This window comes from Saccharibacillus endophyticus (assembly GCF_013185185.1).
Lineage (GTDB): Bacteria > Bacillota > Bacilli > Paenibacillales > Paenibacillaceae > Saccharibacillus > Saccharibacillus endophyticus.
Genome location: NZ_JAAZWE010000001.1, coordinates 491,354 through 517,002 on the forward strand (window position 1 = coordinate 491,354; position 25,649 = coordinate 517,002).

General features: G+C 48.5%; 23 protein-coding genes. 21 read left to right on the top strand and 2 right to left on the bottom strand.

What is annotated here, in order from left to right; all coding sequences use genetic code 11:
- The first annotated feature begins 57 nt into the window (after window positions 1-57).
- Together HRQ63_RS02275 and HRQ63_RS02280 are read left to right on the top strand one after the other, a co-directional pair.
- Window positions 58-2,061, top strand: coding sequence for a TerD family protein (locus HRQ63_RS02275; protein WP_172238495.1), 2,004 nt, complete (start codon window positions 58-60; stop codon window positions 2,059-2,061).
- A gap of 48 nt (window positions 2,062-2,109) precedes the next feature.
- The gene (locus HRQ63_RS02280) at window positions 2,110-6,255 is read left to right on the top strand and encodes an NACHT domain-containing protein (protein WP_172238498.1); all 4,146 of its coding nucleotides are present in this window, start codon (window positions 2,110-2,112) and stop codon (window positions 6,253-6,255) included.
- A 14-nt stretch (window positions 6,256-6,269) separates the two neighbouring features.
- Here the strand turns inward: HRQ63_RS02280 and HRQ63_RS02285 are convergent, their stop codons facing one another.
- Entirely contained in the window at window positions 6,270-7,235 is a 966-nt protein-coding gene (locus tag HRQ63_RS02285; RefSeq protein ID WP_172238501.1) for an AraC family transcriptional regulator, read from the bottom strand.
- A gap of 159 nt (window positions 7,236-7,394) precedes the next feature.
- Here HRQ63_RS02285 and HRQ63_RS26135 point away from each other — a divergent pair, with 159 nt between their 5' ends.
- The 14 genes from HRQ63_RS26135 to HRQ63_RS02355 all read left to right on the top strand — a co-directional run bounded on the left by HRQ63_RS26135 (window position 7,395) and on the right by HRQ63_RS02355 (window position 19,154).
- Window positions 7,395-8,000, top strand: coding sequence for a sugar O-acetyltransferase (locus HRQ63_RS26135; protein ID WP_172238504.1), 606 nt, complete (start codon window positions 7,395-7,397; stop codon window positions 7,998-8,000).
- Between the two features lie 2 nt (window positions 8,001-8,002).
- Window positions 8,003-8,608 carry a DUF1349 domain-containing protein gene (locus HRQ63_RS02295; RefSeq protein ID WP_172238507.1) on the top strand — a complete coding sequence of 202 codons (606 nt, stop codon included), beginning with the start codon at window positions 8,003-8,005 and terminating at the stop codon, window positions 8,606-8,608.
- 453 nt (window positions 8,609-9,061) lie between these two features.
- Complete coding sequence (locus HRQ63_RS02300; protein WP_172238510.1) at window positions 9,062-9,217, top strand: hypothetical protein; 156 nt, start codon at window positions 9,062-9,064, stop codon at window positions 9,215-9,217.
- A gap of 285 nt (window positions 9,218-9,502) precedes the next feature.
- Window positions 9,503-10,828: an MFS transporter gene (locus HRQ63_RS02305; protein ID WP_172238513.1), complete on the top strand. Its 1,326-nt coding sequence runs from the start codon at window positions 9,503-9,505 to the stop codon at window positions 10,826-10,828.
- A 298-nt stretch (window positions 10,829-11,126) separates the two neighbouring features.
- Window positions 11,127-11,552, top strand: a complete 426-nt coding sequence (locus HRQ63_RS02310) for a MarR family winged helix-turn-helix transcriptional regulator (RefSeq protein ID WP_172238516.1) — start codon at window positions 11,127-11,129, stop codon at window positions 11,550-11,552.
- A gap of 522 nt (window positions 11,553-12,074) precedes the next feature.
- The gene (gene nfsA / locus HRQ63_RS02315) at window positions 12,075-12,815 is read left to right on the top strand and encodes an oxygen-insensitive NADPH nitroreductase (protein ID WP_172238520.1); all 741 of its coding nucleotides are present in this window, start codon (window positions 12,075-12,077) and stop codon (window positions 12,813-12,815) included.
- 52 nt (window positions 12,816-12,867) lie between these two features.
- The gene (locus HRQ63_RS02320) at window positions 12,868-13,872 is read left to right on the top strand and encodes an MsnO8 family LLM class oxidoreductase (RefSeq protein WP_172238524.1); all 1,005 of its coding nucleotides are present in this window, start codon (window positions 12,868-12,870) and stop codon (window positions 13,870-13,872) included.
- A 54-nt stretch (window positions 13,873-13,926) separates the two neighbouring features.
- Window positions 13,927-15,318, top strand: a complete 1,392-nt coding sequence (locus HRQ63_RS02325; RefSeq protein ID WP_172238527.1) for an NtaA/DmoA family FMN-dependent monooxygenase — start codon at window positions 13,927-13,929, stop codon at window positions 15,316-15,318.
- A 123-nt stretch (window positions 15,319-15,441) separates the two neighbouring features.
- Entirely contained in the window at window positions 15,442-16,773 is a 1,332-nt protein-coding gene (locus tag HRQ63_RS02330; RefSeq protein ID WP_172238530.1) for an NtaA/DmoA family FMN-dependent monooxygenase, read from the top strand.
- A 35-nt stretch (window positions 16,774-16,808) separates the two neighbouring features.
- Window positions 16,809-17,069, top strand: a complete 261-nt coding sequence (locus HRQ63_RS02335) for a BUD32 family EKC/KEOPS complex subunit (protein WP_172238533.1) — start codon at window positions 16,809-16,811, stop codon at window positions 17,067-17,069.
- A 19-nt stretch (window positions 17,070-17,088) separates the two neighbouring features.
- Window positions 17,089-17,403, top strand: a complete 315-nt coding sequence (locus HRQ63_RS02340) for an ArsR/SmtB family transcription factor (RefSeq protein WP_172238536.1) — start codon at window positions 17,089-17,091, stop codon at window positions 17,401-17,403.
- 78 nt (window positions 17,404-17,481) lie between these two features.
- Window positions 17,482-17,730 carry a DUF896 domain-containing protein gene (locus tag HRQ63_RS02345; RefSeq protein WP_172238539.1) on the top strand — a complete coding sequence of 83 codons (249 nt, stop codon included), beginning with the start codon at window positions 17,482-17,484 and terminating at the stop codon, window positions 17,728-17,730.
- Between the two features lie 161 nt (window positions 17,731-17,891).
- Complete coding sequence (locus HRQ63_RS02350; RefSeq protein WP_172238542.1) at window positions 17,892-18,593, top strand: SDR family NAD(P)-dependent oxidoreductase; 702 nt, start codon at window positions 17,892-17,894, stop codon at window positions 18,591-18,593.
- Window positions 18,594-18,707: 114 nt separating this feature from the next.
- Entirely contained in the window at window positions 18,708-19,154 is a 447-nt protein-coding gene (locus HRQ63_RS02355; RefSeq protein ID WP_229714040.1) for a MarR family winged helix-turn-helix transcriptional regulator, read from the top strand.
- Between the two features lie 69 nt (window positions 19,155-19,223).
- Here HRQ63_RS02355 and HRQ63_RS02360 read toward each other — a convergent pair whose 3' ends face one another.
- Window positions 19,224-19,592: a VOC family protein gene (locus HRQ63_RS02360; RefSeq protein ID WP_172238548.1), complete on the bottom strand. Its 369-nt coding sequence runs from the start codon at window positions 19,590-19,592 to the stop codon at window positions 19,224-19,226.
- A 102-nt stretch (window positions 19,593-19,694) separates the two neighbouring features.
- Between HRQ63_RS02360 and HRQ63_RS02365 the strand changes: the two genes are divergently transcribed.
- The 5 genes from HRQ63_RS02365 (at window position 19,695) to HRQ63_RS02385 (ending at window position 25,588) form a co-directional block, all read left to right on the top strand.
- The gene (locus HRQ63_RS02365; RefSeq protein WP_172238551.1) at window positions 19,695-20,705 is read left to right on the top strand and encodes an alpha/beta hydrolase; all 1,011 of its coding nucleotides are present in this window, start codon (window positions 19,695-19,697) and stop codon (window positions 20,703-20,705) included.
- A 111-nt stretch (window positions 20,706-20,816) separates the two neighbouring features.
- Window positions 20,817-21,059 (top strand): DUF896 domain-containing protein, encoded by a 243-nt coding sequence (locus HRQ63_RS02370; protein WP_172238554.1) that lies wholly within the window; start codon window positions 20,817-20,819, stop codon window positions 21,057-21,059.
- A gap of 195 nt (window positions 21,060-21,254) precedes the next feature.
- Window positions 21,255-22,475 (top strand): sensor histidine kinase, encoded by a 1,221-nt coding sequence (locus tag HRQ63_RS02375; protein WP_172238557.1) that lies wholly within the window; start codon window positions 21,255-21,257, stop codon window positions 22,473-22,475.
- Complete coding sequence (locus HRQ63_RS02380; protein ID WP_216673817.1) at window positions 22,472-23,143, top strand: response regulator; 672 nt, start codon at window positions 22,472-22,474, stop codon at window positions 23,141-23,143. Before HRQ63_RS02375 ends, HRQ63_RS02380 begins: the two co-directional genes overlap by 4 nt.
- Before the next feature lie 252 nt (window positions 23,144-23,395).
- Window positions 23,396-25,588, top strand: a complete 2,193-nt coding sequence (locus HRQ63_RS02385) for an MMPL family transporter (RefSeq protein ID WP_172238560.1) — start codon at window positions 23,396-23,398, stop codon at window positions 25,586-25,588.
- The last annotated feature ends 61 nt before the right edge of the window (window positions 25,589-25,649 follow it).

The following is a 25,649-nucleotide window of genomic DNA, read 5'->3' on the forward strand; positions in this document are numbered from 1 at the left end:
GGAACTTTAGAACTATGCTCATATTAAGAAAGAAATTTCCTCAGGAGGGGACATCTTATGGGTGCCAGCAGTTATCGCAGTTCGTATCAATCGTACTTAAACCGCCAAAGCGTCGAGGGAGACCAAATGAACGTCATCCTGATCGTCAACGTCGCGGAAGGCTTGCAAAAATACATGAAGCGCAGCAATATGCAGACCGTGTTCAACAAACTGTCTCCGTTAACGTTGAGCGGTCCGGTCAAAGTCGTGGCGCAGCAAGACGGTTCTTTTTACCTGCTGCCGCCGTTCACTCACGAAAACACCCACACCTATATGAAAGAACACATCTATGGTCTGGACCCGGCACGCGGCGAAAAAACGGATCTGTTCTCCAAACTGTTTACGACCAGCGAATTGACGCACCTGATCTGGTTTACGGATGAAGAGGTTACGCCGTATCTGCCGAAGATCACTTCCATGCACGCGCCGCATCTGTTTTGGAACTTCATTTCGATCAAAGGCTCTCCGCTTCGCTGCACGGAAAAAGCGCCGAAAAACGTCACGCTCACGCACGCCCCGAAAGTCTCCAGTCTTGCTACCTCCGTGCTCTACCGCAAAATCTTCAACAAATTCACCCAATATATCAACAAAACCGATCTGCCGATGAGCGGACGGGTTCGCGTGATGCAGACCGAAGACCGTTCCGCATCGCAGCAGGTGGTCAAAGGCTCCAAAACGACCATCGAACCCCGCAATCTGAAGATCGGCATCGGTTGGAAAACGTCGGAAGGCGAGTGTCTCACCGCGGGCATGCTGCTCGCGAACAACCGGCTGCCGGACGCGGAAAGCATCGCTTTTTTCGGAAACAAATCGACGATCGGCATGACGCACGTGGACGGAAGAGAGCTGCCGACGGAGGACATGGAGTTATTTACGGTGAATCTGGCGGCGATCGGGCAAGCAGGTCCGGACAAAGTGTTGTTCACGCTCGTCATGCCGCACGGCGTGCCGGAAGAACTCTATCTGCGCCTGATGACTTACGACAACCGGGAATTGCTGCGGTATGACGTGGATATGAGCGCTTGTTCCGGCAATACGGCTTTGGAATTGGGCTCGCTATATGCTTACAAAGACCAATGGCGGTTCAACGCGATCGGCAACGGCTATGACGCGGGGATGGAGCTGGTCGCGGAGCATTACGGCATTCCCGATCTGACCACGACCTATTCGTTCACGCCGGAAGTGTTGGAAGAGATCGCGCTGGACGGCCGGACGTTCGAGTATCAGATGCAGGATTTGTTCACGAAGCTCGGCTACGACGTGGAAGTGCCGACCAGCGACCCTTATGCGCCGGATTACGGAGTCGATTTGATCATCATCAAAGGCGGCGTCCGCAGAGCGGTACAGCTCAAGTGCTTCAGCAACGTCGTGCCGGTTCGCGCCGTGCAGGAAGTGTACGCGGGAGCGAAAATGTACGATTGCGACAGTTACTTGGTGGTGACGACGAGTTACTTCAGCCGCGCGGCGCTTCAGATGGCGGAACAGCTCGGCGTCGAAGTGTGGGACAAAACGCAGCTCACGAAAACGGAGGAGCGCCTGCGCTCGCGGATCGGCGTCTCGCCGGAGCATGAATTGAAACTCAAGCTGTCGAAGCTGGATTCGGAAGACGAAGTGGATATCGATATTTCGGCGTTTCTCGTGAACGAACATGACCGCTGCGCGGGCGAAGACGACTTCGTCTTTTACAATCAACCGGATCATCCGAGCGGCTGCGTACGATTGATTAACGATAACGTGTGGGAAAAGCTGCTGATTCTCGACCTGGCGAAGCTCCCTGCGCACTGCACGCGGATCGTCGTGGTCGGATCGCTCGATACGTATAAGCGGAAAGTGGAGCTGACGATCGATAACGAGCTGGATCTGTACCATACGTTCGAGTACATGCCGAGCGCGGTGTGCGATACGTTGGTGCTGGGGCAATTCCGGAAGATCGACGGGGAATGGGCTTTTACGACGTCGGAGACTTATTTCGCGGGCGGGTTGGAAGAGGCTTGTCGGGCTTATGGGTTGGAGGTTGGTTGAAAAAAACGCAAAAATTTTAAATTTAAATATATATGATAAAGGAGCAATATGAAAAAAAATATTTATGATTGGGAAAGGTTTTGGTGTGGCCGTACTGACTCTTATTCTTTGGATCAAGAGGGTTTTTTAACTGAACCTACTTCTGAATATGGAAAATACTTATCAACTGCTGTGAAAACGGCAGATGAACTCAAACAAGTAAAATGCTTAGCCTTATTAGGAGAGCCTGGTATTGGCAAGACTTATACTTTCAAAAAGATGTCTCAGGAACAGGAGCTTTCTCAAGACATAATCTATATAGATCTTAGATCATTTGCTAGCGAGCAGCGTTTAATGCGCAAGCTTTTTGATAGTCCCAAATTTTTAAACTGGGTTGATAGCGATAATTTACTTTATGTTTTCTTGGATAGTCTAGACGAGTGTTTACTTCAAATGAAAGAAATAGCTGACTTATTAGCTGATGAATTCAAAAATTATGATTGCAATCGCCTGTTTCTAAGGATTGCTTGTCGAACTGCAGATTGGCCGTTACGTCTAGAAGAAGAATTAATTAACGCTTGGGGAGAAGACGAATTTTTGGCACTTGAAATGCTTCCGTTAAGGCGCTGCGATGTTGAAGGGGCAGCTTCAAGCGAAGGATTAGATTCTAATCAATTTTTGGAGGCCGTTATTGCTAAAAATATTGTTCCGTTTGCAATAAAACCCGTTACGCTAAAAATGTTGTTAAATATATTTGAAAGCCAAGATTCATTTCCTGACAAACAATCTCAAATATACTATGAAGGTTGCAGATGGTTGTGCGAAGAACTTAATGCTAAAATAAAAAGTTTTAAAACGACTGATGTTGAAGGGCGTTTAACTATTGCTTCGAGAATTGCCGCTCTTACTATCTTTACAAATAAATTCACCATTGTTAGAGAGAACTATTTTGGTAGGTACCAAAAAGAAGATTTGAATATGCTTGATATCCTAAACGGTTCAGATCGACAAATAAATCAGAATCTAGTTTTGGCTGAAAATGATGTTGCAGAGGTACTTTCTACAGGTCTTTTCACATCAAGAGGAGCTGCACGTTTTGGTTGGTCGCACCAGACTTATGCTGAGTTTTTAGCTGCTATTTACCTTATCGAAAGCAACTTTACGTTTGAACAAATGCTGAGTTTAATTAAGCATCCGACTGACCCGACAGGTAAAATTATTCCTCAACTTCGTGAAACAGCTGTATGGCTTGCGTCTTTAAATAATAATGTCTTCCAATATATATTAGATCATGAACCGGAATTGTTGCTAAAAAGCGATATTGTAAATACAGAAGACAATGCCAAAAAAAGGATTGTAGAGCATCTTCTTTTAAAATGCGAAGCACAGGAACTACACGGATCAGAACCAGACCTGATTAATCTACTCAATAAATTAAATCATCCTCAAATTGCTGCACAATTGCATCCTTATATAAGTAATCCAAGCAAAAATTCATTTGCTCGAAGAATTGCTATTAGAATTGCTAAAATCAATAGAGTTCAACAATTAAAAAATGAAGTTCTTCTGCTTTTACTGGATCCTAAAGAAGATCATTATCTGCGTGGTCTAGCGGTTAATACTTATGTCCAATTATGTGACTCAAGTGAAATTCAAAATTTAATGCCCTTGGTCGAAGAAAATTTGGAAGAGGACTACAATGATGAGTTAAAGGGAAAAGCTTTGAGTGCATTGTGGCCAGACGTTATTAATCTGGAGCAGTTGCTTTCTATTTTGACTCCTCCAAAGAAATTGAATTTTTGGGGCGAGTATAGATATTTTATCAAGTATAAATTTGAAGAGGCTTTAACTGAAAAGGATCTTCCTTTTGTTTTGACTTGGCTATTAGGTTATAGCGATTTCAGACATATAGATTTTTTTTGGGAAGATTTATTTAAAGAATTAATGAATCAAGCATTAGATAACTTCGAAAACAAGTATACAGTTGAAGCTTTTATTAAAATAATTAAAATAAGATTTAAAAATTTTGATGATTTTGAATACTTAAAAAGAGAAATTAAAGTAGATATAAAGAAAAAAATCGTAGAAAAAATACTGTTAGAATCAGAAGAAGGGGTTAATCATTTAGCTTATTCTATTTTCGTTAAAGAAATAGATCTTATTTGGTTTTTGGAACAAGCATGTGAGCAAAGAGAAGAGAGGATACAAAAAAAGTTTGCTAGACTTTCTCTATGGTGCGGTGACATTTTTGAATACAGAAACGTTGAAACTATAATGAAATTTGCAAATGACAATGCTGCTGTATTCGAGACCTATAAGGGCTACTTGGAACCGATTGTATTAGACTCAAAAGAAGCAGTACAAGCAAAGAATGATTTTTATAAGTTGGAAAGACGGCGTCTAAGAAACCGAGAGCAGCAAACTCCAAAGGTGCCTTCTTTAACAACTCGGTTCGACACTTGGATGGCAAAAGTTATAGCAGGTGAGGTTGGGCTATGGTGGAGGGTAATCTATGAGTTGGCTTATTTAGATGAAGTAAATAGAGCAGATGTATTTAATATGAATATACAAACTTATCCTGGCTGGTCGTTGATTGCAGATAGAGAAAAGCGTTTGGTTATAAATTATTCAAAAGAATATATAAAGCAAGCAGAGGTACTTAAAGAAGAATGGTTTGGTAAAAACATTCTTCATCACGCTGCAATGGCCGGCTATAAGGCTTTGAGATTGAATTATGATTTTGAACATGATTTTTTGTATTCTATAGATACAAATATATGGAGTAAATGGTCTCCGGTATTATTTTGCTCATATAATGAAAGTCCAGAGGAAGAAAAGATTCGAAAACAACTAATGAGAATGGCTTACAGCAAGGCTTCATCTAAAATTATTAATGATCTGCTGGAGCTTATGCTTAAATACGACCAAGATAATTCCAGCATTTCTTTTATTGGTTTAATGGAAGAATGTTGGGATGATGAGTTGCAAGTGAAGGTTTTTCGATTTTTGAGAGAACAAAAATTGAATGATCAAAACAAAAGTATACTTATTGGTGAACTTCTAGAGAGTAAGGTGTCTGGTGTAGAGGAATATGTTTTATCGATAATTAAAACACAATTGAATAACGATGAAAATAGTAAATTATCGGCTACTATACAAGCTGTGGCTTTATTGAAATCTAATGAACAAACATGGAAACAAATATGGAATTTTAAACAACATGATCCAATATTTTTACGTGAGGTATTTTTATTAGCTGCAGACAAAACTGAAGCTAAGTTGAAAGTAAATTCTTTTTCTGAAGAATTTTTGGCTGAGATATTTATATGGTTAACCAAGCAATTTCCTCACCATGAAGATCCCAACCACGAAAATGAAACTATGGCTCATTGGGTGGGACCAAGAGAACATATCGCTGAATTTAGAGACAGCCTTTTAATTTTGCTAAAAGGGCGAGGAACGGAAAAATCCATTTCAGCTATTGAACAAATTATTAGATCCTTTCCTCATTTAAGCTGGTTGAATTGGACACTGCAAGAAGCTAAAGAAACAACGCGACGTAGCACATGGCAGCCAGTAAGCGCTAAAGATCTAATTTTGCTTGCGGAAAACTCTCAGAAAAGAATTGTAGACAGTGGGCATCAGCTTATAGATGTTGTATTAAAGGCACTGACAAAGATTGAGCAAAGATTACATGGTGTAACTCCTGAAGTTCGGGACATATGGAATGACGTTGGAGATAATAAGTATACACCTTACAATGAAAATGAATTTTCGGATTACATCAAAAGGAGACTTGAAGATGAAATTCGGGGAAATGCAATCGTTGTAAATAGGGAAGTAGAGTTACAAGCTACTTTAGCGTCAGAAACAGGAGAGCGAACGGATATTCATGTGGATGCAGTAGCTCTATCAGATGCAGATAATTTTGAAAAGATAACTGTTGTTATCGAAGTAAAAGGCAATTGGCATCGGGAGCTGCTAACTGCCATGCAAACCCAGTTAGCAGATCGCTATTTAAGTGAGGGTAAGACTAGTTATGGTATCTATTTAGTGGGATGGTTTGATAGTGAAAAATGGAGTGCATCTGATTCACGTAAGAAGAATGCCCTTAAGTACGACATAGAGGAAGTCAAAGAAATATTACACAAACAAGCAGAAGAATTATCAATCAATAAACAAATAAAAACTTTTGTAATGAATGCAAAATATTAATTCTCATCACCTATTTAATTTTTATATCCTGAACGCCGATACTCCCCCGGAGTCACCCCAACCCTCTCCCTGAACGCCTTTACAAAATAGCTCAACGACCGAAACCCGCATTCCAGGCTCACCTCCTGCACGCTCTGCGTCGTTAAATGCAGGAGGCGCTGAGCCATTTTGACCCGATATTGCAGCAAATACTCGATCGGCGATACGCTCGTATACGCCTGAAAACACCGCGCCGCTTCGCTTTTGCTAATATTGGCCGATAGGATAATATCCTGAAGCGTCACCGGATTCCGGTAATTCTCCCGAATATAAGCGATCATCTGCTGAAGTCTCACCTGCGCCTGGATCGCTTTTTTGTCTTGCGGAAATCGCGGCAGTTCATCCAGATGCGCGAACAGGATCTGCCATACCTCGCTAAGCTCCCGCTGCACCTGCATTTCATACCCTTGACCGTTCAAGTCGCGAGGCCCGAAGTCCAGATAAGGAAAAGCTTCGTACACGCTCTTCGGCCCAAACTCCTGCAACAACGCAAACACCAAATCCAACCGCTCCAATACGTCTTTTTGCCAAGAAATCTCCGGTTTGAATACGACATAAGGCAGATCCGGCGCATCCAGCAGCGGCGTGATGTATTTCTCGTAAATGACGCTGGAGTGCGGGGCGATCATCTCGGCGGAGAATACGATATTCGGACACGGACATTCCTGCGGCTCGCCGACCTGTTGAAATCGATGAAGCGTATTGTTGCTGATAAAGATCCCTTCCCCGGGATTCAGCGGAACCAGATGATGACCGACTTGCACCTGAATCGCGGAACCTCGAATCACGAAAAACTCCGGTTCGAAATGCCAATGCAGCGGAACCTGTCGTTGTTGGAACAAATGAAGCTCGTCGACGTAGAACTGGATCGGAAAATTCGCCGTGCCGTGTTGGGTACCTTCGTACAGCATAGCATCTAAAGGCATCGTGTCTGGACGCATAAGCAGCTCCTTTTCGGGAAAATAGTGATAACGAATGGAAAGAAAGTGGATTGAGCCTAAGCAGGCTTATGCCTATAATCTGTTCTGGGAAGAAGTCGTTTCGCTGCACCTCGTATTTTCTTCATCTTACCAACAAAATAGGTAAAGTCGGAGGTTTTTATGGATATCGAGCAGATCAAACGCATGACCAATACCGGAGAAATGTATGATGACGCCGCTCCCGACGTGGCCCGCGTCAGAGATCATGCGTTGGCGGAGTGCCGAAGATATAATGCTAAAGTAAACGCCAACGAAGGCTACGACATGTCGATTTTGACAGCGTTATTCCACGAGGTCGGGGAAAATGTGTACATCGAATCGAATTTTCGCTGCGAGTTCGGATTTAATATCTCGATTGGAAGCGAAGTGTATATCAACCATGATATGATTATTCTGGATTGCAACGAAGTCAAGATCGGGAATGACGTGTACATAGGACCGCGTGCGGGATTGTATGCGGCCAACCATGCGGAAGATCCATTCGAGCGAGCGGAAAAAGGCGTATACGCCAAGCCGATCGTGTTGGAGGATCGGGTATGGCTGGGCGGCGACGTGAAAATTATGCAGGGCGTGACGATCGGGGAGAACAGCATCATCGGCGCGGGCAGCGTCGTGACTAAGGACATCCCGCCCAACGTCGTCGCAGCCGGCAATCCGTGCAAAGTGATTCGACCGATCCGTTTTTCGGATACGCAATGGAAGCGCCCAAATGAAGGAGGAAAATGACCATGAACCCAGCTGATTTTAAAGATTTCCGTTGGTTAAACGAGAGCCGTGCCGAATTCGAAGGGGACAAGCTGACCATTTACGCCCCGGAGAAAAGCGACTTTTTCTGCAATAACGGAGCGGTTTCCGACGAAGGCATTACCCCGGAATCGCTGACGAACGCGCCTTTTTTCTATAAAGAAGTCACCGGGGATTTCGTGATGCGCGCACAAGTGCAAGTGGATTTCAAAGACGTCTACGACGCGGCTTGCTTGATGGTCATGGACAATCTGGACGTGTGGGGCAAGTTTTGTTTTGAATTTACCGACTTCGATACGCATGCGGTGGTGAGCGTCGTGACCAACCATACGTCGGACGACGCCAACGGCAGTAATATTGAAGGGAATTCGGTATGGTTGCAAGCGGTGCGCGTAGGCCAATCGTTCGCGTTCCACTATTCGCTCGACGGCAATCGCTTCTTCATGGTTCGCTTCTTCAATCTTCCGGTGGGAGACACGGTCAAAGTCGGTCTTGTCGCTCAAGCTCCTACGGGCGGCGGAGGAGATCGGGTCTACTCGAATTTCTCGTTGGAGCCGCGGACGGTGAAGAATATTCGAAGCGGCGAATAAGAAAAGGGCTTTCCGGCATCATGCCGGGAGGCCCTTTTTCATATTCATATGTGTTTCTGGCGAAAGCATCATTCCTTCAACGCCCCGATCATTCCCCCATGCACGCAATGCTTGCGCAAGAATGAGTACAGCATCAAGATCGGCAAGTTCGTTACGATGATTGTTGTATGCTTGATGGCGATTGCATGGATTAGTCAGTGCGCTGAAGCACCGATTCCAGTGCAACGGTAAGGATCAACTTAAAGTCGAACCCCAGTCGTAAAGACCCTGCTGATTGTCGTAAATGCCTTTAACGACGCGATAGGCGAGCATTTAAAATTTTCGGGATGCGTCTTCGGATCGAAGCTGTTAAACTGACAAAAGCTATCGATAAGATAGTGAATCTATAAAGCTTTATGAGCGATAAGAAATGAGGACTTAGGGAGTGCCGAAATCCTGGGAATGTACGCCGATTTGAAAGAAGATTCCGTAACGGACGCTTTGAACTTTAACGCCAGTCTGATCAACACGAAAGTGATGAAAACATCGATTCTAGGGGAGCGGTACGAATATATCGTATTTTCGCTGCACGGCGGAGTCGTGCTGTGCAGAAGCGAAGACGTCGAATAAATCGAAGATTGGATCGACGAAAAGTTCCAAGAAGTGTTCAGACCGAAAAAAGCGACCGCTTCGGAAGAAGAGAAGATCATCGAATTGGTACATAGCTGAAATTAAAGAACCAATAAAAACATTGATAAGAGAACGGCTGTTGCGGAGAGAACAAGCGGCCGTTTTCTTATTACGTAAATCTGAATTTGAACGGGATCATTGTGTGCCATACAATTTCGTTATTGTATGGCTTTTTCACGCATGGTATCATTTCGGATATTGTCAAAGTGGAAGTAGGGGGAAGAGATGTCAAAAGATCAAACCGAAAAGAATGTTCCGACCCGGGAATCGGCGGGGAGTCGGAACGCCGAATTCCGGTCTTACGTCGATTCGCCGGAAAAGCAGCGCCGATTGTACCGGAAAACGATGAATATCGTGATCGCGTCGCAAATGTTCGGCGGAGCCGGACTTGCCGCCGGCATCACGGTAGGCGCGCTGCTCGCGCAGGACATGTTCGGCACGGACGGCTATGCGGGCGTGCCGACGGCGCTGTTTACGTTGGGTTCGGCCGGTGCTGCCTTGATCGTCGGTCGCTTGTCGCAGCGCTCGGGACGACGCGTCGGACTGGCCAGCGGATTTTTAGCGGGAGGAATCGGCGCGATCGGCGTCGTATTGGCCGCCGTGCTGAACAGCATTCCGCTACTCTTGTTATCGCTGCTCGTATACGGCGCCGGATCGGCGACCAACTTACAGGCCCGGTATGCGGGTACGGATCTCGCCCTGCCGACGCAGCGCGCCAAATCGATCAGCATGGCCATGGTGTTCACCACGTTCGGCGCGGTAGCGGGACCGAATCTGGTGAACGTGACGGGCGGCGTTGCTACCTCATTGGGCGCTCCGGCCCTGTCCGGTCCGTTCATGCTGGCCGCCGCCGCCTATCTGCTGGCCGGATTCGTCCTGCTGATCTTCCTGAAGCCCGATCCGCTGCTTGTTGCCAAAGCGGTCGCTTCCGCGGAACGGGAAAAACTCAGCCTCGGCAGCGCTGCGCCCGCGCCTCTTTCGCAAGCGCAAAGGGAAGTCAATAAGCGGGGCGTTATCATCGGCGCTTCCGTCATGGTGTTAACCCAGATCGTGATGACGGGCATCATGACGATGACGCCGGTACATATGAAGCACCACGGTCACGGACTCGGTGCCGTCGGCATGGTCATCGGCATCCACGTGGCGGCGATGTACCTGCCTTCCTTATTGACCGGAGTTCTCGTCGATAAATACGGTCGCAAACTGATGTCCTACGCATCCGGCGTGACGCTGCTGCTGGCCGGTCTGTTAGCCGCATTCGCGCCGGGCGATTCCATGCCGCTGCTCATTCTTGCGCTCGCGCTGCTCGGCCTGGGCTGGAACTTCGGTCTGATCAGCGGAACCGCGGCGATCGTGGATGCCACGACGCCGGAGACCCGCGCGAAAACGCAGGGAACGGTGGATGTGCTGATCGCTCTTGCGGGAGCCTCAGGCGGTGCGCTGTCGGGTATGGTGGTTGCGCATTCGAGTTATTCGATGCTTTCTTTGGGCGGGGCCGTGCTAGCGTTGTTGTTGATTCCGGTGGTGTTGTGGTCGAGGAAGACGGCATAGAAGGATAGGTTAATGTACGGGAAAATATAAGTGCAAAAGCATTTGCATAATCTGCGCTCCGAGAACGAATCGATGGGTCTACAGAGTGACCTTATGGACGTCCGCTGGCTCGAAAAGCACAAAATTGAAATAGGCACCGGGCAGAATGCGTGATTCTTGCTTTTTCGGTCACTCTGGATCACTTGGAACGGTCAAACGGCGGATATTGATTAATAGGCTAATGATTTTCGTTGACAGCTGAATTCCCTCGTGATACATTTAGTCTGCTAAATATATTTTGGGTAGTGGAGGTTTAGCAGTGAACAATCAGATTGATTGCGATATTCGTCAGTCATTAGATAAAATTTCATCTCGTATGCGTCGAGACTATAATGAAAGTCTGCGAGAAATTAATTTGTATGTAGGTCAGGATAATTTACTTTGTCGTTTATGGGAAAGTGATGGAATTACCCAAATGCAATTATGCGAACATTTAAAATGTGAACCGCCGACAGTCACGAACATGGTGAAATCGCTGGAGCAAAATGGATTTATATCTCGCAAACGCGATCAACAAGATGCTAGAGTCATGCGGATTTATTTGACCGAAAAAGGGCGAGATTTACAGGCGTCGGTTAAGCTAAAGTGGAAACAGCAGCAAGACAAGTTGCTCCATTCCTTTTCTCCTGAAGAACGTTTAGCTTTAAGAGATGTAATGGATCGGATGGAGAGAAACTTATACTAAAGTTTCTCTCATCATTTATTTAGCAGGCTAATTATTTATTTCTTTTGCCGAAACAGATCTGTCGATTCCTTGGCAGCTCGATCCAAAGAGGTGTATCCATTGAAAATTGAGCAGCTTATTCTTGCCTGCATACAAGAGAAACCCGGTATAAGTGCCGAGAAAATCGTTGCATGCTTAAATGAAATTCAATCAGATTTGCAAATAGACGTTAACGGGAATTTTCGCATTTTGGTTTATAGGCAGCTACGCACATTGAAAAAGAGACGTAACGTTCATAATAAAGGTGACCGTTGGTATAGGATCAATCCTAATAAGTAAATTTTAAAATACTCAAGAACTCAAATCTCTAAACATGATTGAAGTCTTCGAAAAGTAATCAATCATCCGTTATATCTTAACCTATTGTTTAATAAGCTAAGTATTATCTTGGTTTCTTATCTTCTGAAAATACCGACAGCTATCCGTAGAGCCAAAATGAATTTAACAGCCCCAAATAAAGTTTTTATTAGAAGGGATAATTCAATGAATGATACTTTAAAACTGCTTCAAAATCATGCATCCGTTCGTTCGTATACAAGCCAGCCGTTGACTGAGGAACAGCGGTCCGCTATTTTTCAGGCGGCGAATCAAACGTCCTCGTTTAGTCTGCTTCAGGCAGTAACCATTATGAGAATTACTGAACAAGATCTTCGGAAAAAAGTAATGCATCTTTGCGTGGATCAACCTTATATCGAAGAAGCGGCAGAGTTCTGGATTTTTTGTGCTGATTTTAATCGCAACCATCAAATCGCCCCTGACGTAGATCTTTCCTACGTTGAGTTTCTACTGATCGGATCGTTCGATGCGGGGTTAATGGCTCAAAATGCTTTAACGGCAGCCGAATCAATGGGTCTTGGAGGGGTCTATATCGGCGCAGTTAGAGCAAACATAGAAAAATTAACCGATTTATTGAATTTACCAACGCATGTTGTTCCTTTGGTAGGGCTTTGCATGGGTTACCCTGCTGAAGAGAAGCCTGGTTTGAAGCCTCGTTTGCCTCAATCAATGATGATGTTCGAGAATCAATACCAGCCGGTGGACAAAGATCAGTTGGAAGCGTATGACCGACAGATGCGCGATTATTATCAGAATCGTCCAGTCAGCGCACCCTTTTCTGTGAAAAAGATAAAAGGTTGGACAGACCATATCGCGGATCATCTCGAGAGAAGCCAAATGCCTTCCATGCTCGAGTATTTAAATAAACAAGGCTTTGCGAAAAAATAGAAGGTCATAAGAAAGAAAATTCGATTTACCTCATAATACGGGAGATGACGTTGTGAACTATTCGGTACTCGATTACGTGCACGTTTTTAAGGGAGAAACCCCTCAACAAGCGCTGGAAAATACAAAAGAAACATTAGCATTAGCGGATTCCTTGAACTATAAACGATACTGGTTTACGGAGCATCACAACGCAACGACCATATTCAGCATGGCTCCCGATTTATTGATGATGCTCGCCGGTACGTTGACGAAAAAGATGAACGTCGGAGCAGGAGGCATCATGCTGCCCAATTACAGTCCTTATAAAGTGGCGGAAAACTTTGCGCTATTAGAAGCATCGTTTCCGGGTCGCGTGGATTTGGGCATGGGACGTGCATCCGGAACGGACATCTTGGCAAAAATCGCACTTCAAATGACCAGAGAGAAAATGATTGAGGTAGATACGGCTGATCAGATTCAAGAGATTATTTATCATTTAACGAAATCCTTCCCCGAAGGTCATCCCTTCCAAGCGTTAAAAATCGCTGGAGCACCGTATAAGCCAAATATGTTTATGCTAGGCTCATCCGCAGGCGGCTTAAGTTTGGCGGCAAAATTCGGTATGAAATTCGCTTTTGCAGGCCAATTAAACCCGGGGCAAGACGTGCAATTATTGAACCTTTATAAACAACGCTTCGAAGCGCAAGGCCATAAAGAAAAGCCGTACAGCATTTTATCGAAATTCATTTTCGTGGCAGACACGGAAGAAGAAGCACAACGAGCGGCCTTGCCGGCTGAAATTAGCTGGATGAAAATGTATATGGGCGTAAAATCAGAAGACTTGCGATTAATGTCGGTTGAAGAAGCGGCCAACTATGAATTTACTCCATATGAACTGGATATCCGTGAACAAAATAAAGGACGCTTTATCATAGGGAATTCCGAGCAAGTCAAGACGGAAATTCAAGAACTTGAACGCACAGCACATATTGACGAGATTATGATCGCGGATTGGTATGCGGATCAGCGTACGCGATTAAAAGGATATGCGTTATTGGCTGAATTGATGAAAGCATAATGGCTCTAGATACACAATCATCTTAATGATTCGAGTCGGAAAGAAGGCATATCCATGAATAACGTAAAAAAAAGTGAATCATCCGCAGGCAAGCCGGAAACGAAAAACAAGCATATGATCTTGGGAGCGGTCCTCGGAAACAACTTCGGTTCGCATCCTGCCGCATGGCGGATGCCGCACGCGGACCTTGGGTCATACACTAATATTGATGCTATCGTGAAACAGGCACGGTCAGCCGAACGGGGAGGAATGCAGTTCCTCTTCCTGCCCGAACGTCTTTTCCTGCAAGGCGATCTTTCCAAGGCACCGCCTTTGTTCAACATCGATCCGATCATTACCCTTTCGGCCGTGGCTCAGGCAACCGAAAAGATCGGACTGATGGGCACGGCGTCCACCTCCTTCACCGAGCCGTACCTGCTGGCCCGCCAATTCAAGGCCCTCGACGTGATCAGCCGCGGACGGGCCGGATGGAATGCCGTACCGAGCTACGAACCCGTTGCTTTCGCGAATTTCGGCAAGGTTCCGCCTCTCCGGGAGAATAAGTACGAGCGTCTCCACGAAGTGGTGCAGATCGTCCAGGCGCTGTGGGGAAGCTGGGGATACGAAGCGGGCCGGCCCGACCCGAACGGCATGTTCGCTGACCCGGCCCATATTCGTCCGATCGACCTTCAAGGCAAGCACGTCGGAGCGCGCGGACCGCTTCCCATCCCTCCGTCCGAGCAGGGACAGCCGGTCATTATGATGCCTGCCAGCAGCGGTTACGGCTTGCAAGCTGCCGGCATGTACGCCAACGTCGTTGTCGGAATGCCATCGACGATCCAAGAAAGCCGGGCCATCCGTCGGGCTCTGCAAGAAGCTGCCGTACAGGCGGGCCGAGATCCCGAAGAAATCAAATTCGTTGTATTCGCCGGCTTCACAGTCGGCGAAACGAAGCGGAAAGCCCTCGATGCACGGCGCGCGCTCGACGACAGAACGGATATCCGAGGACCATTGTCACATCTAGGCGCGTATCTCGGCTTGCGTGAGGAAATCGCTCTCCCTGACGCCCCTCTCACGGCTGCGCAGCTCGCCTCCGTTCGGGCGAATCCGCAAGACGCACGTTCCATTTTGGCAGTCAAGCTGGCTAAAGCAGGATGGTCGCCCCGTGACATCCTCGCCCATGGGGTGTTCGAGGCTACACCTACTATAGTCGGCACCGCCGAGGAAGCTGCCGACTACCTTCAGGAATGGTTTGAAGCCGGAGCCGCGGACGGATTCGTGACAAACTTCGACGACTTCCACACGGGGATCGACGAATTCGTCGATCGCGTCGTTCCCGTCCTGCGCGAACGCGGCCTTTTTCTCGACGGATATGAGGGGAAAACTCTCCGTGACCACTTAAGTCTGCCCGAGCAGTACGGACTAGATCCCCGTATTGCAAATGAATCGACCGGAGGCGCCCTTTGATAGACTGGAAAATTGTCTCTAAAGATTGTAGATAGTATAGAACGTTTGACACGTTATTGTTTATTTATTTTGAGTCCTATCGGCAAGTAGATACCATATAAAAATAAATTAGGGGGGTTGTTTATGTCCGAAAAAAAACAAATGCTGCTTGGTTTAGGATTTACGGGGGCATACGGGGCAAGTGCCAAAGCTTGGAAAAGCGAAGGCGTCCATGTGACTACTTATCCAGATATTCATGCAGATATTCGCTATGCTCAACTTGCTGAAAAAGGTAAATTTCAATTTCTGTTTGTAGGGGATTTCCCTGGAGCGATACCCGATGATAACAGGGAAGTGCCATCGATGACGCTTGAACCTATCATTACGGCCACTGCCATATTACAACAAACCAAACACATTGGCGTGGCGTCGACTGTGCACACTCAGTGGAATAATCCTTTTACGTTAGCACGTCAATTTAAAGGGATAGATTTAATGAGTGGTGGACGTATTGCTTGGAATGCGGTTACGGGATCAAGTCCAAAGGCAGCAGAGAACTTTGGTGTAAAATTAATGGATAATAGATCACGGTATGAAAGTCATTACGAGTTCGTAGAAACTGTACAGCACTTATGGGCAACATGGGGAAAAGATGCTCTAAAAGCCGATAAAGAAACCGGTGTCTTTGCGGATTACAGCCAAGTAAAACCTGTTCATATATCCGGTAAACATATACAGGCAAGCGGAGCCTTGCCCATTCCGCCTTCACCGCAAGGACAACCGGTCATCTTTCACTCTGGTGGATCCCCGAATAGTATAGCGTTTGCAGGACGTTATGCGAGTGCAATGATTGGTGAAGTGTGGACGATCGAACAAGGGATTGCTACAAGAAATGCACTACGCCAGGCTGCGATAGACGCGGGTCGAAATCCGGATGAGATTAAATTTATCTCAGGACTCATGCCGGTTATTGCCAATTCTAAACGTGAAGCCATAGATCGTCACGCAAGTTTTATGGATGAAAATATCGTAAGACAACGTGCATATCATATCGGAATGATATTAGGAATCAGCTTGACTCCTGAAGATTTGGAACGACCGATCGCACCGGAAGTTTTAGATAAGGTAAAAATCGGCCGTTACTCCGATCCTCGTACTGAGAATGTTTTAAAAGTGGCGCGTGAAGGTTGGACATTACGCGATGTCATTTATCATTCCGTGATTGATTACCATCCTGCAACATTAGGGGATGCAAAAGAAACGGCGGATTACCTAACTGAAGTGTTTGAAAGCGGCGCAGCAGATGGTTTTTGGATACTGCCCGATGCTTATGAAACCGACTTGAAACGTTTTGTGGAAGAAGTGGTTCCTATTTTACAGGAGCGTGGTATATTCCATGAAGATTATGAGGGAGAGACTTTAAGAGAAAATCTTGGCGTGCCCTATCAGTATGGTGTAGATAAACGATTATCTTAATAGAAGTAATACAGAGCACAGGCTGAGAAGGGCCTGTGCTTGTTTATGAGCGTAAAAAATCAAGTCAAGAAGTACCGATGCCGGTCGGTTTCGACGCGGAGGGACGGGAGATTGTTACTTTTCTTCCGGGCAAAGTCGGTAAATACCTGCTGCCTGCCTGGTTATGGGCGCCGGAGATCGTGGACGATGCAGGCAGGCTGCTGCGCCGTGTCCATGATGCCAGCGTTCCGCTGATCGGAAAGCCGCTCGCCGCCATGTACGAGCGAGATTACGAGCTTATATTGATATATCGGTAAAAATCGATATAATAAAGATATGGAACACATTGACATATTCAAAGCTTTATCGAACGAGACTCGCTTGAACATTTTGAAGTGGCTGAAGGAACCCGAACGGCATTTTCCCGACCAAAGCGCGAACATCCCGAAAGGGGAGGGCTTTGAAGGCGGAGTTTGCGTAGGCGAAATTCAGGAAAAGGCGAAGATTTCGCAATCGACCGTATCCCACTATCTGAACATGATGCACAAAGCCGGATTGCTGGAATCGGCCCGTTACGGTCAATGGACATACTATAGACGCAACGAATCGTTTATTCGCCGCTTTATCCGATCGCTCGACACCGAGATCTGACGCGAACGTCATGGAGTTCGAAGTCGCTAACGATACGGAGCGCGGGACGATCGCCGCGAAATGAAGGGGGACAAATATATGGTTATTCCGATCTTGGAACGAATTAATGAACTGTCGAAAATGGAGAAAGAAAACGGATTGACCGAAGAACAGCGGCAGGAACAAACGCATCTTCGCAAAGAATACCTGGGAATCTTCCGCGGTTCGGTTAACGATCTGCTGCTCAATTCCACGATCGTCGATCCGCTGGGCGACGACGTGACCCCGGAAAAATTGAGAGCGAAACAAAACGAGATCGCTCAAAACAAAGATAACGAATCGCTGTAACTCTTTACATCGAACTCGCCGTATCGCGCCACTGCGATTACGACGAGTTTTTTCATGTGAAAATTTTTGCTCGGAAAAGGACTTGCCAGAATATCGAATAGCGACTACAATGTTGATACATCAACTGTTGATGTATCAACATTGTAAGAGGAGAATGAATCATGACGAAAACAGCGTTGGTAACAGGCGCGAATAAAGGGATCGGTTTTGAAACGGCGAAGCATCTGCTGCAAGCGGGATACCGCGTATTGGTAGGCGCGCGCGATCAAGCACGCGGCGAAGCGGCCGTCGCCGAGCTGCAAGCTTTCGGAGACTCGAAGCTGCTCGTCGTGGACGTTGCCGATCTCGGCAGCATCGATAGAGCCGTCGCGACGATCAACGAACAGTATCCGGAGCTGTCGCTGCTGATCAACAACGCGGGCATCCCCGGCGATATGCACCGCGTCGGCTGGGAATCGAACGTCGAAGAACTGCGCGAGACGCACCAGGTCAACTTTATCGGACCGTTCGCGTTGTCGAAAGGATTGCTTCCGCTGTTGATCGCCAACCAAGGCATCATCCAAAACATCACGATTCCGATCGAGCCTCTGTCATTCTTCAATCCGTTCGCGTATTCGACGTCCAAAGCGCCTTTGAACGTGATGACGAAGTCGTGGGGCATGGCGTTCGAACAAGAAAACATCCCGGTGCAGATCTTTGCCGTCATGCCGGGAGGCGTGACCACGGACCTGAACGGCAACATGACCGGCGATTTCATGAAGACGCCGGCTCAAGCCGCCGAGCTGATTACCGGCTTCGTGCTGGACGGCGAGAACCGTAACGGGCAGGTCATCAACTTCGACGGTACGCTGTCGGTTTATTGATCCTTATCCGATTTAACGAAACCCTTTCTCCTCAGGAGAGAGGGTTTTTGCTTGATTTTGCGTTATAATAAAAGATATCGTAAGCCCGTTCGAAATAAATCCGAGAAAGATGTGATGGTTTTGAGCAAAGATTGGTCGCAGGAATCCGCTCTTTTATATGAAATCTACCGCGTCAACAACGCGATCAATACGACATTCGATGCCTACATCAGCATCAGCCAGTCGCGCTTCGAGATTCTCGCCCTGATCTACAACGAAAGCGAGATCAGCCAAAGCGACCTGCAGCGCAAAGTCACGCTCGACAAAGCGGCCGTCGCCCGTCATCTCAAGCAGCTGGAGGAAAACAAGATCGTGACCCGGCGCAAAAAAGACGGGGACAACCGCTCGGTATTCGTTCAGCTGACCGATGCCGGCCGGGAAATGATCGAGACGTCGCAAAAAGAAAAAGAACATTTCGCGAACGAGCTGCTGGCCGACATGGGCGAAGCGGAACTGGCTCAATTGAAAAAAACGCTGGTTCGGTTGAATCACAACATCGAGCGTATGAGAAAGCAAAATTAATAATTGTTTTTCGAAAAAGAAAAAGTGCAGCAACATGAATCGTCATGCCGCTGCACTTTTTGCGTCTGCTTAAGCCTTACTATGCAGCGTGATCCAGTACCCGTCGGGATCGGCAAAGCTAAACGTGCGTCCGAACGGTCCGTCGATCGGAGCCGATACGATCGTTACGCCTGCCGTGGCAAGCTTGTCGTGAATCTCTTGAGCATCGGGCGCGTGCAGCCATAATGCAACGCCAAGTCCCGGCTGCGTAACCGAGCGCAGCTCAACGCCCGGCATCGGATCGCGCAGCGCGAAAGCGATCGGTTTGGTGTCGAAAACGACCGCGTGAGGCGGGCCTGCTTGGGATCGAACGAGACCGAGATGATTCTGATAAAACTGTGCGGAACTTTCAAGATCGGTCACCTGAAGCGAAATAAAGTCGGGTCCAATAACGGGCATGATATTCTCCTTTGCGTACCTATGAATTTGGATTGCGTTTATATGTTCACTATACAAGCCCGCTACTGACAGCAGTATGTCAGTAGTCAAAAGGAGAGACGGATGAAAGCAGTCAAACGAATATCCGCGGCCGTATTGTCGCTGCTGATCGCTATTCCGGTTTTGTTTTTCGGCATCGGCTTATTCACACCTGATCCCGCGGCGCATTTGACGAGATGGGCGTTCGGCGGAATCGGCGATCAAGCGCAAGGTTCGTATGCCCGAATTCCCGAGTTTTCAAGCTTGAGCGAACAGGTCGTCGTACATCGAAACGAAATTTACGATCCTTCATCCCGTTTCGGCCGAATGGATATCTATATACCGAAAGATAGCGTAAACAGGCAAAAGCCCGTGCTTTTCTGGGTACACGGCGGAGCTTTTGTGGGAGGAGACAAGAACGGGATCGCCGATTATATGACCATGCTTGCCAGCCAAGGGTACATCGTCGCGAATTTGAACTACGAGCTGGCGCCCGAATCCGAATATCCGAAGCCGCTGCTTCAGATCGGAGAGGCCTATCGCTATATCGAAAAGAACGCTTCAAGGTACGGAGCCGATATGACGCGGATCGCGTTGGGCGGCGACTCGGCGGGCGGGCAGCTGATCGGACAGTTCGCCAATATGCAGGTCGATCCCGGATACGCGGAGACGATCGGCATAGAACCTTCGATCCGTCCCGATGCTATCAAAGCCGTCGTGTTCTTCTCGGCGCTGCTGGATGTCGAAAAGTTCGACGAAACGGATTCCGGCATGTCCAACTACTTTTTCAACAAATCGGCTTGGGCTTATTTCGGGAAAAAGAACTGGAAGACGTCGGCGGAAGCGAAGCAGTCGAATATAACGGGGAATGTAAATGCCGATTATCCGCCGACCTATTTGACCGACGGCAACACGAATTCGTTTCAAAGCCATGCCGAAGAGCTGCGCGGACAGTTGGAAGCATCGGACGTTCCGGTCGAAGCTGCTTTTTACGAATCGGAGCTTATGCATGAATATCAATTCGATATGAGTAAGGATGAGTCGCAGGACAATTACCGCAGAGTTTCTGACTTTTTGGCAAGATATCTGCAATGAACGATGCGGCCTGACCCGTCTATCGGCGCGAAAGATGTACACGAAAGCAGAAATTAGTTAAAATATGATATAACCAAAATGAAAAATGCATGGAGTCAGGGAGGAAGTCATATGGTAAACCCGAGTTTGGAACGAATCAACGAGCTGTCCAAGAAACAAAAAGAAGTCGGTCTGACGGAGGCTGAAAAAGAAGAGCAAGCGGTGCTTCGCAAAGAATATTTGCGTACCTTCCGCGGTTCGGTCGACGAGCTTCTGCTGAATTCCACGATCGTCGATCCGCTGGGCGACGACGTGACGCCCGAGAAACTAAGAGCGAAGCAGAACGAAATCGCGAAAAAAAGAGATGAAAATTAGGAAACGAAAATCAAGAAACGAAAACTAAAATTCGAGTTCGATCCGAAGAAGCCTGCCGATCCGGCAGGCTTCTTTTTGTCCGGGTGATTTTCGCTCGATAGCCTCTTTAGCATCGCCGCATGAACGACCCTGTACGAAAGTACAATATCCACGTTTCCTGTTCGCCTTTATAATAGAAGGCAAGGAGGCGTTGTTTTGATTTCCGACCTTATCTTTTCGCGTTTTAAAAAAACCGCTCGCGGCGGATCGGCGGATGAACTGTTCGTTTCGAGGCTGCCTGTTATCTTATGGATTTGCATGGTGTTCGCGGCGGGACTGATCCTGCAAAATTTTATCCGTTTCGATCTTGTCGGCAGCTTGGCTTTCGGCATAATCACGGCTTTGCATATCGACGTGCATTGGCATGCGCATCGTTGGGCCAAATCGCATCCGTGGATGTATTTCATTCTTCAGCATGTTTTGGTCTGGATTGCCGCTTTGTCGGTACCGCAGGGATACCAGGCCGTCATTATCGGATTTTTCCCTATACTTGCCGCTCAAAGCGTCGCCGCATTCGATTTGAGAAAAAAGGTTGCCGTCGTGCTTTTGGCCAATGCCGGATCGTTCGTATCGCTTGTATTCGTGCTGGGCCAGCTCCGCGATCTTGCGCTGCTGCTGCCCCTGTTCGGGTTGATGTTGGTCGTCGTTATCGCGTACGCCGTGCTTTTTTTCAATCAGGTGCATGCGAGGGTTCGTACGCAGGCTTTTCTGAGCGATCTGGAAAAAGCGCACCGCAAAGTCGAAGAACTTACGTTGGCTAACGAAAGGCAGCGGATGGCCCGCGATTTGCACGATACGCTCGCGCAAGGCGTTGCCGGCCTCATCATGCAGCTTGAAGCCGCGGAAGCCTTTTGGATGCAGGGCAACACGGAACGCACCGGAACGATTATCCGGCTGTCGATGAGCCAGGCACGAACCACGCTTGCCGACGCCCGACGGGCGATCGATAATTTGCGGGCCAAATCCGCTTCCGACCTTGATTTCCGCGAAGCGGCGGAAGCCGAGATCGAGCGTTTCGTTCAAGCGATCGGCTTGCGCGTTTATACGGATATCCAAGTCGCGCGCAGCCCGTCGAGAGTGGCCGCCGAGCATCTGCTGCGGATTCTGAGCGAGTGCCTGACGAACGTGGCCAAGCATGCGCGCGCAGGCAAGGTCTGGGTCTCTTTGTCCGAACGCGGCGATCTGTTGGATATGGAGATTCGGGATAACGGTGATGGTTTCGATACGAATCAGATCGGCAAGCAAGCCGGACATTACGGAATATTGGGCATGCAGGAACGGGTGCGGCTGATCGGAGGCAAGCTCAGTGTGTTCAGCGGCAGCGAAGGAACGCGCGTGCAGGTCGAAATTCCGTTAAGCAAAGGAGAGAAAGCATGAGTCAAGCAGAAGAAAACCGGATTTATGCCGTGCTGATCGCGGACGATCATCTGGTGGTGCGGGAAGGATTGAAGTTGATTCTGGAAACCAATCCCCGGTTCCGTATCGCCGGAGAAGCGGAGAACGGCGAAATCGCGGTAAAGCTGGCCGAAAAAGCGAAGCCGGATGCCATATTGATGGATCTTAACATGCCGATCATGGGCGGGCTTGAAGCGATGAAAGCCATGAACCGCAAAGGTCTCGATATTCCGGTGATCATTTTGACAACCTATAATGAAGACGACATGATCGCGGACGGATTGGAGCTCGGCGCCAAAGGGTATCTGCTCAAAGACACCGGCCGCGAGCATCTGTTCCGCACGATCGAGTCCGCCGTTCGCGGCGAGACGCTGCTTCAAGCGGATATCGTCAGCCGGGCGTTCGCCGCCAGGCAGAAAAGGCAGAGCACGGAACCGGCGATCAAAGCGGAAAGCGTGTTGAGTCCGAAAGAAGTGCAGACTTTGCAGCTCGTCGCCAAAGGGTACCGAAGCAAAGAGATCGCGTTCGACATGGGCATTTCCGAACGAACGGTCAAAGCGCATTTGACGAACATCTATAATAAGCTCGGCGTCGATTCCCGGATGCAGGCGATATCGGCTGCGGTGGAGCAGGGGATCGTACATCTTTGAATTTCCATATTCCTATACAGTGAAATAACAAAGCCTTTCCGTGCCGCCGCGCGAAAAGGCTTTTTTGCGATTTCGCTTCGAGGCTTCTTGCATTCCTGTAAGGGTGATCTGCTGGCTGCTTGCGTACATGTACGTTTTTGCCCGAAGGTACAAGTCCGTAAACGGCACGTTCGTACGATGGCGGCTTTCCGTTTCGAGCCTAAGATAAATGAAGACACAGATTATCATCACGAAACGGAGTGGAAACTACGCATGGCAAAATATTTATATCGGCTCGGCTTATGGTCGGCCAAAAATCGCTTGAAAGTCATTTTCGGAGGCATCGCACTGCTGATCGCGACCGCCGTACTGGCATTATCGATCGGCCCGGCATTTAACGAAAACACGCCGATTCCCGGATTGAAATCCCAAGAAGCGTTGGAAATGATGAATAACGAGTTCCCGTCGGCTCCCGAAAACGGCGGTCAAACCAAAATGGTGTTCAAAGCCCCGCAAGGTGCAACCTTATCTTCGCAAAGCGCGCAGATGACGATCGCGCGCACGCTGAAAAAAATCGCCGAAGATCCTGCCGTCAAAGAAGTCGTCAGCCCGTACAAAAACGGATCGCTCAGCGTCGACCGGACGATCGCTTACGCGACCGTCACCTATGACGTACCGGGCGGGGAGGTCACGAAAGAATCGAAAGCAAACATCGACGCCGCGGCCGAGACGCTGCGAGAAACCGGTTGGCAGGCGGAGATGAGCGGCAACGGCTACAGCAAAATGAAAATCGTCAGCATCATGGAAGTGATCGGCGTGTTCGTCGCTTTCCTGGTTCTGTCCGTCACGTTCGCTTCGTTCCTGACCGGCCTGCTGCCGATCGTTACCGCGATTATCGGGCTCGGCATCGGACTGATGGGCGTTCTGCTCGGATCCAATGTATTGGAGATGTCCGCGACTTCGCTGTCGCTGTCCGCCATGTTGGGGCTTGCGGTCGGCATCGACTATGCGCTGTTCATCGTCTCGCGTTACCGTCAGCAGCTGCTCGAAGGGTATGACCGGGACGAAGCCATCGCGATCGCGAACGGAACGGCGGGAAGCTCGGTCGTGTTCGCCGGCATCACGGTCATGATCGGCTTGTGCGGATTGGCTGTCGCCCGAATTCCGTTCCTGACCGCGATGGGCTTGGCCGGGGCGCTGTGCGTGCTCGCTGCCGTACTGATTGCTGTCGTTTTCGTTCCGGCTGTCCTGTCTTGGATGGGCGAGCGGATCAGTCCGAAAAAAAACAATCCGCTGCTCGCCAAATTTTCGTTCAAAAAAGCAGGTCGACGCGAAGACGTGGATACGGCGTGGGGCACGTTCGTGACGAAACGCCCATGGCTCGTCGTGTTGGGAGGCGTGGCGCTGCTTGCCGCGATCGCGCTGCCGTTCGGACGCATGGAGCTCGGGATGCCCGACGACGCGCAAAAACCGGTCGAACAAACGGAGCGGCGCGCCTACGATTTGCAAACCGAAGCTTACGGCGCCGGCAGTCACAGTCCGCTCGTGATTCTGGCCGAGGCTTCAGGCGGCGAACAAGCGGGGATTGATGTGCAAAAAGCGATCGAGGCACTCGGGAAGTTCAAAAATATCGGAACGGTAACCCCCGCTATGCCGGGGCCTTCCGGTAATCTGTTCCTGATCAGCGTGGTTCCCGCAACAGGGGCGCACGATCAAGAAACGCGGGATTTGGTTCAGCAAATCCGAGGCGGCGCGGCAGATATTCAGCGAGATACGGGAGTCCGGTTGATGGTGACGGGCAGCACCGCGGTCGGCATCGATATTTCGCAAAAACTCAGCGACGCGCTGCCGAAGTTTTGCCTCGTGATCATCGGGTTGGCTTTCTTGCTGCTGATGACGGTATTCCGCTCCCTGCTGGTGCCGATCAAAGCGGTGCTCGGCTTTATCTTGTCATTGGGCGCGACGCTGGGCTTCGTCGTTCTTGTCGTCCAGGATGGGCATACGGGCACGCTCTTCGGTTTCGGAGGACCGGGACCGATCCTGAATTTCCTGCCGATCATTGTCGTCGGTATCCTGTTCGGCCTGGCTATGGACTATGAAGTGTTTCTCGTCAGCCGGATGCGCGAAGAGTTCAAACACAGCCGCGACGCGAAGCGCGCCGTGCTTGCGGGGATCAAGCATAGCGGCAGCGTGGTTACGGCGGCAGGCTTGATCATGATCTCCGTATTCGTCGGTTTCATGCTGGCGGAAGATCCGATCATCAAGTCCATGGGCTTCGCGCTCGCGTTCGGCATCTTGTTCGACGCTTTCGTCGTCCGCATGCTGATCGTGCCGGGCGCCATGACGCTGATGGGACGCTCCGCCTGGTATTTGCCGAAATGGCTGGACCGTATCCTGCCGAATATCGACGTCGAAGGCGAATCCGTGATGGAAGAAGTGAATCGCCGAAAAAAAGAAGCGGCGTAAAAGCATCAAAAATCGGTATTGTTCATTTTGTGCTAGTTATAATCCGGATAATCCTAACGCG

Excerpts from the sequence above, each read along its gene's own strand:
- HRQ63_RS02370 (WP_172238554.1), top strand. The coding sequence starts at position 20,817 with ATGGTAAACCCGAGTTTGGAACGAATCAACGAGCTGTCCAAGAAACAA.
- HRQ63_RS02295 (WP_172238507.1), top strand. The coding sequence starts at position 8,003 with ATGAACCCAGCTGATTTTAAAGATTTCCGTTGGTTAAACGAGAGCCGT.
- HRQ63_RS02345 (WP_172238539.1), top strand. The coding sequence starts at position 17,482 with ATGGTTATTCCGATCTTGGAACGAATTAATGAACTGTCGAAAATGGAG.
- HRQ63_RS02325 (WP_172238527.1), top strand. The coding sequence starts at position 13,927 with ATGAATAACGTAAAAAAAAGTGAATCATCCGCAGGCAAGCCGGAAACG.
- HRQ63_RS02380 (WP_216673817.1), top strand. The coding sequence starts at position 22,472 with ATGAGTCAAGCAGAAGAAAACCGGATTTATGCCGTGCTGATCGCGGAC.
- HRQ63_RS02275 (WP_172238495.1), top strand. The coding sequence starts at position 58 with ATGGGTGCCAGCAGTTATCGCAGTTCGTATCAATCGTACTTAAACCGC.
- HRQ63_RS02360 (WP_172238548.1), bottom strand. The coding sequence starts at position 19,592 with ATGCCCGTTATTGGACCCGACTTTATTTCGCTTCAGGTGACCGATCTT.
- nfsA (WP_172238520.1), top strand. The coding sequence starts at position 12,075 with ATGAATGATACTTTAAAACTGCTTCAAAATCATGCATCCGTTCGTTCG.
- HRQ63_RS02385 (WP_172238560.1), top strand. The coding sequence starts at position 23,396 with ATGGCAAAATATTTATATCGGCTCGGCTTATGGTCGGCCAAAAATCGC.
- HRQ63_RS02305 (WP_172238513.1), top strand. The coding sequence starts at position 9,503 with ATGTCAAAAGATCAAACCGAAAAGAATGTTCCGACCCGGGAATCGGCG.
- HRQ63_RS02355 (WP_229714040.1), top strand. The coding sequence starts at position 18,708 with ATGGTTTTGAGCAAAGATTGGTCGCAGGAATCCGCTCTTTTATATGAA.
- HRQ63_RS26135 (WP_172238504.1), top strand. The coding sequence starts at position 7,395 with ATGGATATCGAGCAGATCAAACGCATGACCAATACCGGAGAAATGTAT.
- HRQ63_RS02330 (WP_172238530.1), top strand. The coding sequence starts at position 15,442 with ATGTCCGAAAAAAAACAAATGCTGCTTGGTTTAGGATTTACGGGGGCA.
- HRQ63_RS02365 (WP_172238551.1), top strand. The coding sequence starts at position 19,695 with ATGAAAGCAGTCAAACGAATATCCGCGGCCGTATTGTCGCTGCTGATC.
- HRQ63_RS02350 (WP_172238542.1), top strand. The coding sequence starts at position 17,892 with ATGACGAAAACAGCGTTGGTAACAGGCGCGAATAAAGGGATCGGTTTT.
- HRQ63_RS02280 (WP_172238498.1), top strand. The coding sequence starts at position 2,110 with ATGAAAAAAAATATTTATGATTGGGAAAGGTTTTGGTGTGGCCGTACT.
- HRQ63_RS02340 (WP_172238536.1), top strand. The coding sequence starts at position 17,089 with ATGGAACACATTGACATATTCAAAGCTTTATCGAACGAGACTCGCTTG.
- HRQ63_RS02285 (WP_172238501.1), bottom strand. The coding sequence starts at position 7,235 with ATGCGTCCAGACACGATGCCTTTAGATGCTATGCTGTACGAAGGTACC.